This window comes from Microbacterium sp. Se5.02b, from assembly GCF_019464375.1.
GTDB lineage: Bacteria > Actinomycetota > Actinomycetes > Actinomycetales > Microbacteriaceae > Microbacterium.
In genome coordinates this window covers 2,426,644-2,440,916 of the sequence record NZ_CP080491.1, presented here as the reverse complement: position 1 = coordinate 2,440,916, position 14,273 = coordinate 2,426,644, and the positions used below count along the sequence as shown (strand labels likewise).

Annotated in this window: 14 protein-coding genes and 1 pseudogene; 7 read left to right on the top strand and 8 right to left on the bottom strand. The window is 66.1% G+C overall.

The window, feature by feature from the left end; all coding sequences use genetic code 11:
• The first annotated feature begins 21 nt into the window (after nt 1–21).
• The 5 genes and pseudogenes from K1X59_RS12105 (at nt 22) to K1X59_RS12085 (ending at nt 5,043) form a co-directional block, all read left to right on the top strand.
• Nucleotides 22–1,424: pseudogene (locus K1X59_RS12105) on the top strand (dipeptidase).
• Nucleotides 1,425–1,494: 70 nt separating this feature from the next.
• Nucleotides 1,495–1,857 (top strand): iron-sulfur cluster insertion protein ErpA, encoded by a 363-nt coding sequence (gene erpA / locus K1X59_RS12100; protein WP_183150286.1) that lies wholly within the window; start codon nt 1,495–1,497, stop codon nt 1,855–1,857.
• Nucleotides 1,858–1,965: 108 nt separating this feature from the next.
• On the top strand, nt 1,966–2,868 hold the full coding sequence (gene coxB, locus K1X59_RS12095) for a cytochrome c oxidase subunit II (RefSeq protein WP_183150285.1): 903 nt from the start codon (nt 1,966–1,968) through the stop codon (nt 2,866–2,868).
• Nucleotides 2,869–2,871: 3 nt separating this feature from the next.
• A complete protein-coding gene (gene ctaD / locus K1X59_RS12090) occupies nt 2,872–4,605 on the top strand; it encodes a cytochrome c oxidase subunit I (RefSeq protein WP_183150284.1) in 1,734 nt (577 codons plus the stop codon).
• A gap of 3 nt (nt 4,606–4,608) precedes the next feature.
• Nucleotides 4,609–5,043, top strand: coding sequence for a cytochrome c oxidase subunit 4 (locus K1X59_RS12085; RefSeq protein WP_183150283.1), 435 nt, complete (start codon nt 4,609–4,611; stop codon nt 5,041–5,043).
• 59 nt (nt 5,044–5,102) lie between these two features.
• Here K1X59_RS12085 and K1X59_RS12080 read toward each other — a convergent pair whose 3' ends face one another.
• From K1X59_RS12080 to K1X59_RS12050, 7 genes are all read right to left on the bottom strand, one after another.
• Nucleotides 5,103–5,522, bottom strand: a complete 420-nt coding sequence (locus K1X59_RS12080; RefSeq protein ID WP_183150282.1) for a rhodanese-like domain-containing protein — start codon at nt 5,520–5,522, stop codon at nt 5,103–5,105.
• A gap of 82 nt (nt 5,523–5,604) precedes the next feature.
• The gene (locus tag K1X59_RS12075; protein ID WP_309491575.1) at nt 5,605–6,081 is read right to left on the bottom strand and encodes a GNAT family N-acetyltransferase; all 477 of its coding nucleotides are present in this window, start codon (nt 6,079–6,081) and stop codon (nt 5,605–5,607) included.
• 62 nt (nt 6,082–6,143) lie between these two features.
• On the bottom strand, nt 6,144–6,548 hold the full coding sequence (locus K1X59_RS12070) for a RidA family protein (protein WP_183150280.1): 405 nt from the start codon (nt 6,546–6,548) through the stop codon (nt 6,144–6,146).
• A 76-nt stretch (nt 6,549–6,624) separates the two neighbouring features.
• Nucleotides 6,625–8,442: a cytochrome bc complex cytochrome b subunit gene (locus tag K1X59_RS12065; protein ID WP_183150279.1), complete on the bottom strand. Its 1,818-nt coding sequence runs from the start codon at nt 8,440–8,442 to the stop codon at nt 6,625–6,627.
• Nucleotides 8,439–9,515: a ubiquinol-cytochrome c reductase iron-sulfur subunit gene (locus K1X59_RS12060; protein WP_183150278.1), complete on the bottom strand. Its 1,077-nt coding sequence runs from the start codon at nt 9,513–9,515 to the stop codon at nt 8,439–8,441. Before K1X59_RS12060 ends, K1X59_RS12065 begins: the two co-directional genes overlap by 4 nt.
• A 36-nt stretch (nt 9,516–9,551) precedes the next feature.
• On the bottom strand, nt 9,552–10,352 hold the full coding sequence (locus K1X59_RS12055) for a c-type cytochrome (protein WP_183150277.1): 801 nt from the start codon (nt 10,350–10,352) through the stop codon (nt 9,552–9,554).
• Between the two features lie 20 nt (nt 10,353–10,372).
• A complete protein-coding gene (locus tag K1X59_RS12050) occupies nt 10,373–10,930 on the bottom strand; it encodes a heme-copper oxidase subunit III (protein WP_205828862.1) in 558 nt (185 codons plus the stop codon).
• Between the two features lie 288 nt (nt 10,931–11,218).
• On the opposite strand from K1X59_RS12050, the gene trpD reads away from it, so the two are divergent.
• Nucleotides 11,219–12,289 carry an anthranilate phosphoribosyltransferase gene (trpD, locus tag K1X59_RS12045; RefSeq protein WP_183150276.1) on the top strand — a complete coding sequence of 357 codons (1,071 nt, stop codon included), beginning with the start codon at nt 11,219–11,221 and terminating at the stop codon, nt 12,287–12,289.
• 3 nt (nt 12,290–12,292) lie between these two features.
• The gene (locus K1X59_RS12040; RefSeq protein WP_183150275.1) at nt 12,293–13,279 is read left to right on the top strand and encodes a PHP domain-containing protein; all 987 of its coding nucleotides are present in this window, start codon (nt 12,293–12,295) and stop codon (nt 13,277–13,279) included.
• A gap of 17 nt (nt 13,280–13,296) precedes the next feature.
• Here K1X59_RS12040 and K1X59_RS12035 read toward each other — a convergent pair whose 3' ends face one another.
• Nucleotides 13,297–14,235, bottom strand: coding sequence for a 5'-3' exonuclease (locus tag K1X59_RS12035; RefSeq protein ID WP_183150274.1), 939 nt, complete (start codon nt 14,233–14,235; stop codon nt 13,297–13,299).
• Nucleotides 14,236–14,273 lie beyond the last annotated feature (38 nt).

Here is a 14,273-nt window from a genome sequence, read left to right as displayed (position 1 = left end):
GATCACCTTAAGATTACTCGCATGACCTCTCCTGTTCCTCCCCGTGAGTCCGATGCCGCTGTTCTCGAGGCTGTGGCGACCGGGATCCCGTCCGCGCTCTCCGACCTCGGCCACCTGGTGCGCATCCCCGGGATGGCGTGGCCCGCGTTCGACCAGACTCAGCTGGAACGCAGTGCGCAGCAGGTCGCCGCGCTGGCGTCCGACTCCGGTGTGTTCGACGACGTGCGTGTGCTCCGTGCACGGATCCCCGGGACGGACGAGCTGGGGCAGCCTGCTGTGCTCGCCACACGGGCCGCGCGCAACGGCCGGCCGACGATCCTGTTGTACGCGCACCACGACGTGCAGCCTCCGGGGACGACTCCCTCTGGGAGACGCCGCCCTTCGAGCCGACGGTGCGCGACGGGCGCCTCTACGGCCGTGGCGCAGCCGACGACAAGGCCGGGATCATGGCGCACATCGCCTCTGTCCGCGCGGTGAGCGAAGTGCTGGGTGACGACCTCGACCTCGGCATCGCCATGTTCATCGAGGGGGAGGAGGAGTACGGCTCGCGGTCCTTCGCGCAGTTCCTCTCCGACAACAAGGAGGCTCTGCGCGCCGATGCGATCGTGGTCGCCGACTCCGGCAACTGGGACTCCGTGACACCGGGACTCACCGTCTCCCTGCGTGGCAACGCCCGCTTCACGATGCGGGTACGCACACTGGACCATGCCTCGCACTCCGGGATGTTCGGCGGGGCCGTGCCCGACGCGATGATGGCCACCGTCACCCTGCTGTCCACACTCTGGAACGCCGACGGCTCTGTCGCGGTCGCGGGCATGACCGAACGGGACGCGCCGACTCCGGAGTACTCGGAAGCGACCCTGCGCGACGAGGCGGGTCTCCTGCCCGGCACGACGCCCATCGGCGGCGGAACGATCCTCAGCAGGATCTGGAACAAGCCGTCGGTCACGGTCATCGGGATCGACGCCACGAGCGTGGGTGCAGCGTCCAACACCCTGCTTCCCGAGGTCACGGTCGTGATCAGCGCGCGTGTCGCGCCGGGGCAGACCGGGCAGGAGGCCTACCAGGCTCTCGAAGCACACCTGCGTGCACACGCGCCGTTCGGGGCGGAGCTCACGTTCTCCGACGTCGACCTCGGCGACGGCTTCCTGGTCGACACCAGCGGATGGGCCGTGGCGTTGACGCGCGACGCCATGCGCGATGGATACGGAGTCCCGTCGATCGATCTCGGCGTCGGCGGCTCGATCCCCTTCATCGCCGACCTCGTGCGGGAGTTCCCGACGGCTCAGATCCTCGTCACGGGGGTCGAGGACCCTCACTCCCGGGCACACAGTCCGAACGAGTCCCTCCACCTGGACACCTTCCGCCATGCCGTCGCGAGCGAGGCACTGCTCCTCGCCCGGATGAACACGGTCCGACTCTGAGCCGTTCTGCCGCACCGGCGGTAGAATTGCGCGAGAAGCCGTGCCCCAGCGGCCCGTCACAAGGAGCGACATGAGCGACACCACCCTGACCTCAGACATCACCAAGGCCCACGGGATCAGCCTGACCGGCGCCGCCGCGACCAAGGTGAAGAACCTGCTCGAGCAGGAAGGCCGCGACGATCTGCGTCTGCGCGTCGCCGTGCAGCCCGGCGGATGCTCTGGCCTCATCTACCAGCTCTACTTCGACGAGCGTTACCTCGAGGGCGACGAGACGGTCGACTTCGACGGCGTCGAGGTCATCGTCGACAACATGAGCATCCCGTACCTCGACGGCGCGTCGATCGACTTCAAGGACACGATCTCCGAGCAGGGGTTCACGATCGACAACCCCAACGCTGCAGGCAGCTGCGCATGTGGAGACAGCTTCCACTGAGTCGGCACGGCACCTGGCGAACGTTCTCAACCTGCGTGGTTGGCATGAATCAGGTGTGAGGTTGCCCTAGACTTGGGTGTGCTCTGTTCGCGATCTGAAAGGTGCATCGTGCCCTCGAAACGCAGCCTTCGTTGGGCCGCCCTCCCTGTGGGAGTTGCGGCAGCCTTGGCCCTGGCGGGATGTACTCCCACCGAGCTGAACGGCTTTCTTCCGGGCTTCGTGGAGGGCGGCCCCGCTGCCACCAATCAGACCGAGCGCGTGTCGTCACTCTGGGTGAACTCCTGGATCGTGCTTCTCGCCGTCGGCGTCATCACCTGGGGCCTGATGGCCTGGGCCGCGATCGCGTACCGTCGCCGCAAGGGGCAGACCGGCCTTCCGGTCCAGATGCGCTACAACATGCCGATCGAGATCTTCTACACGATCGTGCCGCTCATCCTCGTGCTGGGCATGTTCTTCTTCACGGCGCGCGACCAGACGGAGATCGAGGCGAAGTGGGACGACCCCGACGTCGAGATCACCGCGATCGCGAAGCAGTGGGCGTGGGACTTCCAGTACGACGGCGAAGAGGAAGACAACTCCGACGCCGTGTGGACGATGGGGATCCAGGCCCAGCCTGATGCGGAAGGCAACATCGACCAGTCGCAGCTGCCCACTCTGGTGCTCCCGGTCGACAAGAAGGTCACGATCGACCTGCAGTCGCGCGACGTCATCCACTCCTTCTGGATCATCGACTTCCTCTACAAGAAGGACATGTTCATCGGGAAGGACAACTCCTGGTCCTTCATCCCGACCCGCGAGGGCGAGTACGCCGGCAAGTGCGCCGAGCTCTGCGGCGAGTACCACTCGATGATGCTCTTCAACGTCAAGGTCGTCTCGCAGGACGAGTACGACGCGTACCTCGAGTCCCTTGAGGAGAAGGGCAACACGGGCGACATCACCGACGCTTACGACCGACTCTCCAATCTGCCTGGCACGTCCGGGCAGACCGAAACCGAGGAAGGAGAGGAGTAAGCAATGTCGACCACCGAAGCTCCTCGCACGGACGAAGCGCCTCGCTCCCGTCCCACCACTCTGCCGGCACGCCAGGCTGCTCTCATGAGCTCCTCGCGTGTGGAGCAGAAGGGCAACATCGTCGTCAAGTGGATCACCTCCACCGACCACAAGACCATCGGGTACATGTACCTGATCGCCTCGGTCCTGTTCTTCCTCCTCGGCGGCGTGATGGCCCTCGTCATCCGCGCTGAGCTGTTCGCGCCGGGTATGCAGATCGTCCCGACGAAGGAGCAGTACAACCAGCTGTTCACGATGCACGGCACGATCATGCTGCTGATGTTCGCGACACCGTTGTTCGCCGGCTTCGCCAATGCGATCCTCCCGCTCCAGATCGGCGCTCCCGATGTGGCGTTCCCGCGTCTGAACGCGTTCGCCTTCTGGCTCTTCCTCTTCGGCTCGACCATCGCGGTCGCCGGCTTCCTCACACCCCAGGGTGCGGCGTCGTTCGGCTGGTTCGCGTATCAACCGCTGGCCGGAGCGTCCTTCTCGCCCGGTGCCGGTGGCAACCTGTGGATGGTGGGTCTCGGTATCTCCGGATTCGGAACCATCCTCGGTGCCGTGAACTTCATCACCACGATCATCACCATGCGCGCCCCGGGTATGACGATGTGGCGCATGCCGATCTTCTCGTGGAACACGCTCATCACGAGCCTCCTGATCCTCATGGCCTTCCCGGTGCTCGCTGCAGCCATCTTCGCCGCGGCTGCGGACCGTATCCTCGGCGCTCACATCTACGACCCCGCGAACGGCGGCGTCCTGTTGTGGCAGCACCTGTTCTGGTTCTTCGGCCACCCCGAGGTCTACATCATCGCGCTGCCGTTCTTCGGCATCGTGTCGGAGATCTTCCCTGTCTTCAGCCGCAAGCCGATCTTCGGATACAAGACGCTCGTTTACGCCACGATCGCGATCGCCGCGCTGTCCGTGGCCGTGTGGGCGCACCACATGTACGTCACCGGCTCCGTCCTGCTTCCCTTCTTCGCCCTGATGACGATGCTCATCGCGGTGCCGACGGGTGTGAAGATCTTCAACTGGATCGGCACGCTCTGGCGAGGGTCGGTGACCTTCGAGACTCCGATGGTCTTCGCCCTCGGGTTCCTCGTGTCGTTCGTCTTCGGTGGCCTCACCGGTGTGATCCTCGCCGCTCCGCCGCTGGACTTCGCGCTCTCCGACTCGTACTTCGTCGTCGCCCACTTCCACTACGTGGTCTTCGGCACCGTCGTGTTCGCCATGTTCGCCGGTTTCTACTTCTGGTGGCCGAAGTGGACAGGGCGCATGCTGAACGAGCGCCTCGGCTACGTGCACTTCTGGATGCTGTTCATCGGCTTCCACATGACCTTCCTCATCCAGCACTGGCTTGGTGTCGACGGTATGGTGCGTCGCTACGCCGACTACTCTGCAGCCGACGGTTGGACCTGGCAGAACCAGGTCTCGACGATCGGCGCGATCATCCTCGGTGCCTCGATGCTGCCGTTCTTCCTGAACGTCTGGATCACGGCGCGCAAGGCACCGAAGGTCACCGTGAACGACCCGTGGGGTTACGGCGCTTCGCTCGAGTGGGCGACGTCGTGCCCGCCGCCGCGACACAACTTCACGTCGATCCCGCGCATTCGCAGCGAGCGTCCTGCGTTCGACCTGAACCACCCGGAGGCAGCCGAGTTCGCGACCACGGCGCCCGGCGAGCGAGAGGCCCACTAAGTCATGCGCGACAACGTCATTCTCTGGTGGATCCTGACGGCGTTCTTCGCTCTCGTCGGCGTCGTCTACACCGGCTGGCACATCCTCGCCACGCCTTCCGACAACTTCGCGGAGCGGATCGAATGGGTCGGCACCGTCGCCCTGTTCTTCGCAGCGTTCATGGCAGCCATGATCGCGTTCTACCTCGACCGCACGCACAAGGCGCAGAGGGGCGAGCTGCCCGAAGACATCCTGACGTCCGACATCGATGACGGAGACCCCGAGCTCGGCGAGTTCAGCCCGTGGTCGTGGTGGCCGATCGTGCTCGCCGCTTCAGCCGGAGTCTTCGTCGTCGGACTCGCTGTCGGTCATTTCCTGCTCCCGATCGGTCTCGCGATCTTCGTCGTCGCGATCGTCGGATGGGTGTACGAGTACTACCGCGGGAACTTCGCCCGCTGACACACTCATGAAGAAGGCCCCCGGATCCGTCCGGGGGCCTTCTCTTTTGCGGGTGTGGTTCAGGCGTGGGTGCGGACGCGTGCGATGCCGGTGAGGGGGTCGACCGGGCGACGGTGCACCCCGTCGGCATCCTCGACGGGATAGCCCTCGCGAACCCAGTACTCGAAGCCGCCGATCATCTCCCTGACGCGGTATCCGAGCTTCGCGAATTCGAGGGAGCCCTTCGCTCCGGCATTGCACCCAGGGCTCCAGCAGTACACGACGACGTCGGCATCGGCCGGGATCTCGACGGGGGCACGGTTCGCGATCTCGCTGTAGTGCATGTGCACGGCTCCCGCGACACGGCCCTGCGCCCATGCCTCGGCGGAGCGCACGTCGATGATGACGACGTTCTCGCCCGCCTTCTGCGCGGCGTGTACATCGCTCGGGTCCGTCTCGTACGAGAGCTTTGCGGAGTAATAGTCGGTGCGGTCGATCATGGCCTCAGCCTATGACGGGGCGGCCGCAGGCCTCGAGCACTTTACTGCCGTCGCGGGTGCGATTCCGGTCAGTTCGAGGCACTCACAGCACAGCGGTCATCTGCACACGGTGACCGTGTTCGAAGAGGCCGAGATCGGTCTCGATCCGGATCAGGCTGCGAAGCAGCGGGGTGTCAGGTTCGGTCACGATGAAGCCGCACGAGGCGTAGAACGGCGCGTTCCACGGCACGTCAGCATAGGTCCGCAGCGAGACACGGGGGTGTCCGCGGCGTCGAGCCTCCGCCAGCGCGGCCTCGACGAGTCGACGGCCGATGCCACGCCGTCCATGAGAAGGCAAGACGGAGAGCTGTTCGAGGTGCGCGTGACCGTCGATCTCGAGCACGTGCACGAAGCCCACGACCGTCGCATCCTTCGCACCGGCCGCATCGGTCGCATCGGTCGTCTCGATGGTCTCGGCGACGAGCACGAAGCCGGGCGCCGCGGTGCGCTCCTGCGGCGGAGTCGGGGGAGGCCAGTCCAACGCACCGAATCGATCGATGAGCACTGTGTCGGCGGCCACCTCGATCCGTCCGGTTGCGTCCTCGTCGGAAGGGGAGGCGGGACGCACGCGGAACACCATCGTCACTCCGCCACGGCCGCGATCGCTTCGATCTCGACGAGCTGATCGTCGTAGCCGAGTACGGTGACGCCCAACAGCGTGCTGGGGACGTCGTGGGAGTCGAACGCCTCTTGGACCACATCCCACGCCGCGACTAGGTCGGACTGTCGGGAGGATGCCACCAGGACGCGCGTGCTGATCACGTCGGTGAGGGTCGCACCCGCGGCGTGCAGAGCGGCCGTGAGCGTCACGATGCACCGGGCGGCCTGCGCGGCGTAGTCGCCCGGCGCCGTCGTCGTCCCGTCATCCTCCAGGGGGCAGGCGCCGGCGAGGAAGATCAGGCGAGATCCTGCCGGTGCGGTGGCAGCGTATGCATAGGGGGCATCGGCGAGGGTGTCGGCGCGGAGCAGTTGGACGACGGAAGGCATGGTCCGATCCTTTCACCCTCGGAGACGAAGAAGGCCCCGTCCGCGCGGACGGGGCCTTCTTCAGGAGGAGGAGTGGCTACTCGCCATCCTCTTCCGTGTTCTTGCGACGAGGCTTCTTCACCGGCTCGGTGGCGATCACCGTGCTGGGGGTGTTCGGCGTCTCGTCGACGTGCGTCTCATCCACCGTGAGGGGAGCGTCGGGGAAGCCCGCGCGCTCGTGAGCGCCCTGGATCTCCGCGGCCTCGGTCTCGTCGTTGTGAGCGGTGACGTGGTGCTGGTGCGCGTCGGCGGCTTCGACCTCTGCCTGCGTGAGCGGCGCGAGACGGTCCTCGAAGAACCAGCGGGAGATCGAGGAGCGGAGGTTCTCCGTCCACGGAATGCGTCCCTTGGCGTTCGGGCGAACCACGAGGGGCTCGTAACCGTCGACGTCGATGAGCTTCCAGCGGTCGTACTTGTCGACCGGCTGGTGCACTTCGATGAACTCGCCGCCGGGGAGGCGGACGATGCGGCCCGACTCGTATCCGTGCAGCACGATCTCACGGTCCTTCTTCTGCAGCGCGATGCAGATGCGCTTCGTGACGAAGTAGCCGAGGATCGGGCCGAGGAAGAGCAGTGCCTGGAGGGTGTGGATCACTCCCTCCATCGTGAGCATGAAGTGCGTCGCGATGAGGTCGGACGAGGCTGCTGCCCAGAGGACGGCGTAGAAGATGACGCCGGCGACGCCGATCGCGGTGCGCGTCGCCGCGTTGCGGGGACGCTGGGCCAGGTGGTGCTCACGCTTGTCGCCGGTGACCCACGCTTCGATGAAGGGGTAGATCGCGACGACGACGATGAAGAGGCCGAGGACCAGGACCGGCGCGATGATGCCGAACGACCAGGTGCGGTCGAGGAACACGATGTCCCAGTTCGACGGGGCCAGACGCAACGCACCATCGGCGAAACCGATGTACCAGTCAGGCTGTGTACCGGCCGAGACGGGGGACGGGTCGTACGGGCCGTAGTTCCAGATCGGGTTGATCTGGAAGAACGTCGCGATCAGCACGATCACACCGAAGACGATGAACAGGTACCCGCCCATCTTCGACATGTACACCGGCATCATCGGGTAGCCGACGACGTTGTCGTTCGTGCGACCGGGGCCGGCGAACTGCGTGTGCTTGTTGATGATCATGAGCATCAGGTGCACGACGATCAGCGCGATGACGAGCATCGGCAGCAGCAGGATGTGCAGCGTGTAGAGACGCCCCACGATGTCGGTTCCGGGGAACTCGCCGCCGAAGAGGAGGAACGAGGTCCAGGTTCCGATCAGGGGGAGACCCTTGATCATGCCGTCGATGATGCGGAGGCCGTTACCCGAGAGCAGGTCGTCGGGGAGCGAGTAGCCGGTGAAGCCCTCTGCCATCGCGAGGATGAACAGGATGAAGCCGATGACCCAGTTGAGCTCACGCGGCTTGCGGAACGCTCCGGTGAAGAACACGCGGAGCATGTGCACGCCGATACCCGCGATGAAGACGAGCGCCGCCCAGTGGTGGATCTGACGGACGAGCAGCCCGCCGCGCAGGTCGAAGGAGATGTGCAGCGATGACTCGAGCGCCGCGGACATTTCGATGCCGCGCATGGGCGCATAGGCCCCGGTGTAGTGGGTCTCGACCATCGACGCCTGGAAGAAGAACGTCAGGAAGGTTCCGGAGAGGAACACGACGACGAAGCTCCACAGCGCGATCTCGCCCAGCATGAAGGACCAGTGGTCCGGGAAGATCTTGCGCCCGAGCTCCTTGACGAAGCCCGAGAGGCTGGTGCGCTCATCGATGTAGTTCGACGCGGCACCGACGAAGCGACCGCCGAGGGGCGCCTTGGTGTCCTTGTCCTCTTTGGACAGCGTTGCGGTGCTCAATGGCGCTCCCAGAAGCTCGGGCCGACGGGTTCCGTGAAGTCGCTTCGTGCGACCAGGTAGCCCTCGTCATCGACGGTGATGGGCAGCTGCGGCAGCGGACGAGCCGCGGGGCCGAAGATGACCTTTGCGTGGTCCGTGACGTCGAACTGCGACTGGTGGCACGGGCACAGGAGGTGGTGGGTCTGCTGCTCGTACAGAGCCACGGGGCATCCGACGTGCGTGCAGACCTTGGAGTACGCGACGATGCCGTCGTAGGACCAGTCCTTGCGGTCCTCGGCCTCGATCAGCTGCTCGGGGCGCAGGCGCATCATCAGGACGATGGCCTTCGCCTTTTCTTCGAGGTAGCCGTCGTGGTGGCTGAGGGTGGCGAGATCTTCCGGGATCACGTGGAACGCCGACCCGAGGGTCACGTCCGCGGCGCGGATGGGCGTGCCGTCCGGGTCGCGGACCAGTCGCGCGCCCTTCTCCCACATCGTGTGCTTGAGCAGCACGACCGGGTCTCCTGCTGTGGGGTCGTCGGGCGTCGAGTGCGGGGCCAGGCCGCGGAACAGCGTGACGCCAGGGATGATCGATGCGACGATCGCCGCGAACAGGGAGTTGCGGATCACCGTGCGGCGTCCGAAGCCGGACTCCTCGTTCGCGTCGGCGAACGCCTTGATGGCGGCCTCGCGCGTCGAGTCCTTGCCCCGCGTCGGGTGGCGGTGCTCGATGTGCTCCTTGTCGGACATGAGCGCCTTCGACCAGTGGATCGCGCCGATGCCGAGTGCGAGCAGCGCGAGAGCGATGCCGAGCCCGATGAAGAGGTTGTTCTGCCGGATGTCGATGAGCGCGCCGCTCTCGATCGGGAACAGCATGTAGGCGGCGACCGCCCAGATGCTGCCGGCGAGCGAGAGGTAGAACAGCGTGTAGACGGTGCGGACAGCGGCCTTCTCAGCGCGCGGGTCCTTGTCGGTCATCCGCTCGCGATGCGGCGGAAGACCGGGGTTCTGCACGGGATCGCTGACTGCGACACCCAGCCCCGGAGAGGGCTGGTAGGCCCTGTCAAGAGCCTGCGAGTCGTCGTCGTGTGCCATGGTGCTCCTCGTACGTTCCTCTTCGATGAATAAGCGTCAGTTGGACTTCGCCGTGATCCACACGGTGATGGCGACGAGCGCGCCGATTCCGAAGATCCAGACGAACAGGCCCTCGGAGACCGGGCCGAGCGAACCGAGCGAGAATCCGCCGATCTGCACGGACTGCTGCTGGAAGAGCAGCGCCGAGATGATGTCGCGCTTGTCCTCGTCGGACAGGTTCATGTCGCCGAAGACCGGCATGTTCTGCGGGCCGGTGACCATGGCCGCGTACATGTGCAGTGCGCTGGTCTCGCTGAGTCCCGGAGCGTACTTGCCCTCGGTGAGCGCTCCACCGGCGGCAGCCACGTTGTGGCACATCGCGCAGTTGACACGGAACAACTCCGCGCCGTTCGCGACATCGCCCTTGCCGTCGAGGAGGTGGTCGGACGGGAACGTCGGACCGGGTGCCTCCGACTGCACGAACGAAGAGATCGCCAGGATCTGGTCTTCCGTGAACTGCGGTGCCTTCTGCGGTGCCTGCGGCCCCTGCATCTGCAGCGGCATGCGGCCGGTCGACAGCTGGAACTCGGTGGCCAGCTCACCCACGCCGTAGAGGCTGGGGCCGTTGGCCGTTCCCTGCAGGTCGAGACCGTGACAGGTCGCACAGTTCGCCTGGAACAGCTTCTCGCCGTCTTCGACCGTCAACTGGGTCGATGCGGTCTGCGTGTCGGACGCAGCGAACGCGGCGGTCGTGCCGGCATACACCGCGCCCGTGATCATGAGGCCTGCGCCGATGAGGGCGGCCGCCGCCAAAGGGCTGCGACGACCGCGGGAACGGCGCTTCTTCTCTCGTGCCATCTCGGGGATCAGCTCCGCTCTTATTTCAGGAAGTAGATAACGAGGAACAGCACGATCCAGACGACGTCGACGAAGTGCCAGTAGTAGGACACCACGATCGAGGAGGTCGCCTCCTTGTGCCGGAAGTTCTTGACGGCGTATGCGCGGCCGATGACGAGCAGGAACGCGACCAGGCCGCCCGTGACGTGCAGGGCGTGGAAGCCGGTCGTCAGGTAGAACGCGGATGCGTAGGAGTCGGCGTTGATGGGCATGCCTTCAGCGACCAGCTGGGCGTACTCCCAGACCTGGCCCGAGACGAAGATCGCGCCGAGGGCGAAGGTGAGGAAGAACCACTCGACCATTCCCCAGCCGAACAGGCGACGTCGGCCGGCGCCGTTCTTCTGGCCCTTGCCGATCTTGTACGGCTGCAGGTCTTCTGCCGCGAACACGCCCATCTGGCACGTGAACGAGGAGAGGACGAGGATCGCCGTGTTCACTGCGGCGAACGGGACGTTCAGCAGCTCGGTCCGGTCGGCCCACAGCTCCGGTGAGGTGCTGCGGAGGGTGAAGTAGATCGCGAAGAGTCCCGCGAAGAACATCACCTCACTGCCGAGCCACACAATGGTGCCGACAGCTACCGGGTTGGGCCGCTTGATCGTTCTCGCCGCCGGGGCATACGTCGCTGAGGTCGTCACCCCTCCATTATGGCCGATCCTCGAGCGTGATTCTTGCACCGGAGGCCGTTGTTTTGGCTGCGGATGACTTAGGGGACCCTAAGAAAACACTGCGAATACCCGGTGAATCCGCGGGAAACAGGGGGTGAGGCCCGCGCGCGCATGCCTGCGGATGCATCTGCATGTTTTCTCCGCGCCGATAGGATCGCACACATGGCTGATTCGCTGACCTGGTCCGATGTGCTCACCTCGTTGCTGGAGCGTCGCGATCTCAGCGTGTGGGAGTCCACGTGGGCGATGCGTCAGATCATGCAGGGCAGCGTGAGTGAGGCGCAACTCGCAGGCTTCCTGGTCGCCCTCCGCGGGAAGGGGGAGACGATCGACGAGATCGTCGGGTTCCGCGATGCCATCCTCGAGGCGGCCGTGCCGCTTCCGGTTTCCCCCGACGTGCTCGACATCGTCGGAACCGGCGGCGACCGTGTCGGCACGGTGAACGTCTCCACCACGGCCGCCATCATCATCGGCGCGACCGGGGTACCGGTCGTCAAGCACGGCAACCGTGCCGCGAGCTCCGCTTCAGGTTCCTCCGATGTCCTCGGGGCCCTCGGTCTCGAGCTCTCGCTCGATCCTGCTGCGGTGGCATCCATCCTCGACCGCACCGGGATCACGTTCGCCTGGGCGGGTGCGTTCCACCCCGGTTTCAAACACGCAGGTCCCGTGCGCGCCGAGCTCGGCGTTCCGACGGTCTTCAACATGCTCGGGCCGCTGTGCAACCCGGCGCGTGCCGAGGCCAATGCCGTCGGCGTGGCGCAGATCGAGCGCGTTCCGCTGATCACGGGCGTCTTCCGCACACGCGGCGCGACCGCGCTCGTGTTCCGCGGTGACGACGGCCTGGACGAACTCACGACGACGGGGCACAGCCGTATCTGGGAGGTCACTCGAGGCGACATCCACGAGCACGACCTGGACCCTCGCGACCTGGGCATCCCGATCGCCGACCTCGCCGACCTCATCGGAGGGTCGCCGCAGCACAATGCGGAGATCCTCCGGCGCACGCTCGCGGGCGAGACCGGGCCTGTGCGCGACATCGTGCTGTTGAACGCGGCAGCGGGCATCGTCGCTTTCGAACTGTCCCAAGACGCCGGGCAGGTGCAGCGACCTATCCTCGAGCGTCTGCGCGACGGGTACGACAAGGCGACGGCAGCGGTCGATGACGGCAGTGCGCTCGCGAAGCTCGATCAGTGGATCGATGTGAGCCGCGAGCTGGCGACACCGCAGGGGTGAGTCATGGATCCCGTCGACGCGTTGCTCGAGATCGCCTCCTTGTTGGAGCGCGAGCGCGCGTCGCGGTACCGCGCGAAGGCGTTCCGGCAGGCGGCAGCCACCTTCCAGGATCTGCCCGACGACATCACGGCGGATCCCACGAGGCTGCGCGCGGCAAAGGGGATCGGCGAATCCACGTTCGCCGTGATCCGACAGGCGCAGGCCGGACAGGTCCCCGACTACCTGGTCGAATTGCGCGGTGACGTCGAGCCCGAGCGGGTCTCGGCGCTTCGCGCCAAGCTGCGCGGCGATCTGCATGCGCACACCGACTGGTCGGATGGCACGACGCCGATCTCGGTGATGGCCGCCGCAGCGCGAGCCCAGGGACACGAGTACCAGGCGATCACGGACCATTCGCCCCGGCTGCGCGTCGCACGAGGACTCTCGGCCGAGCGTCTCCGTGAGCAGATCCCGCTGGTGCGGGCGGAGTCCGGCGAAGGATTCACACTCCTCGCGGGGATCGAGGTCGACATCCTCGAAGACGGTGCCCTCGACCAGGAAGACGCCCTGCTGGCAGAACTCGACATCGTCGTGGCCTCGGTCCATTCCAAGTTGCGCATGGACGCCCGGCCGATGACGGCGCGGATGATCGCGGCTGTCTCTCACCCGCGGGTGAACGTCCTCGGGCACTGCACAGGCCGTCTGGTGCAAGGCGATCGTGGCACACGTCCTCCCTCCGCGTTCGACGCGGCGGCGGTGTTCGCCGCGTGCGCCGAGAACGGTGTCGCCGTCGAGATCAACTCACGTCCGGAGCGGCAGGACCCGCCGGATGAGCTGATCGCCATCGCCCTCGAAGCGGGCTGCCTGTTCTCGATCGACTCGGATGCGCATGCCCCTGGGCAGCTCTCGCTTCTCGATCACGGCGCCGAGCGGGCCGAGCGGGCCGGCGTCCCCGTCTCGCGGATCGTGACGACCTGGGGCCTCGAGCGTCTGCTCGCCTGGGCGGGTTGACGCCGCCGGTCCGAGAGTCAGCCGGTCGGGAGGGCAGCTTTCGCTATCGCGGTGACTGCGCGCGTCATCGAACTGCCGAGATTCCACTTCTCCGCGAGGGCGGAAGCCGCGTCGGCCTCGGCGGGGTCGAGTACTCGCAGCGGGACGTCGGGTGCCGTGATCGGAAGGGAAGTGGCCACAGCGACCACGGTCGGGGCGACGTCGAGGTACGCGGATGCCGCGAGGACCTTCGCCCGGACGCCCGCACTCATACCCTCGCCCGCTTCGGCTGCGGCACGGATGCCTTCCAGGTCGCCGTGCGTCTGGAGGAGAGTGGCCGCTGTCTTCTCACCCACACCCGCCACGCCGGGCAGACCGTCGGACGCATCGCCGCGCAGCGTCGCGAAGTCGGCGTACTGCGACGGGAGCACACCGTACTTCGCGACGACGGTGGCGTCGGTCACGATCTCGAGGTTGCTCATTCCGCGTGCCGTGTAGATGACGCGGACGTCGCGCGCATCGTCCACGAGCTGGAACAGATCGCGGTCGCCGGTGACGATGTCTACGGGCATCGTGGCGTCGGTCGCGAGCGTGCCGATCACATCGTCCGCCTCGTGCTCCGCAACGCCGACGATCGGGATGCCGATGGCGGCGAGTGTCTGGCGGATGAGGGGGATCTGCGCCTCCAGCGGATCGGGGACCTCTTCGACGTCGGGTCCGCTGACCACGACCTCGACGACACGGTGCGTCTTGTAGCTGGGAATGAGGTCGACACGCCACTGTGGACGCCAGTCGTCGTCCCAGCAGGCGACGACGTGCGTCGGCTCGTAGAGGGTGACGAGCTTCGCGATGATGTCGAGCAGACCACGGGCCGCGTTGATCGGCGAGCCGTCGGGTGCCGTGACCTTGTCGGGCACTCCGTAGAACGCGCGGAAGTAGAGGCTGGCGGTGTCGAGCAGCATGAGGCGATCGGTCACGAACGACAGTCTGGCACGGCGGCGTCACGAGTCTCGAT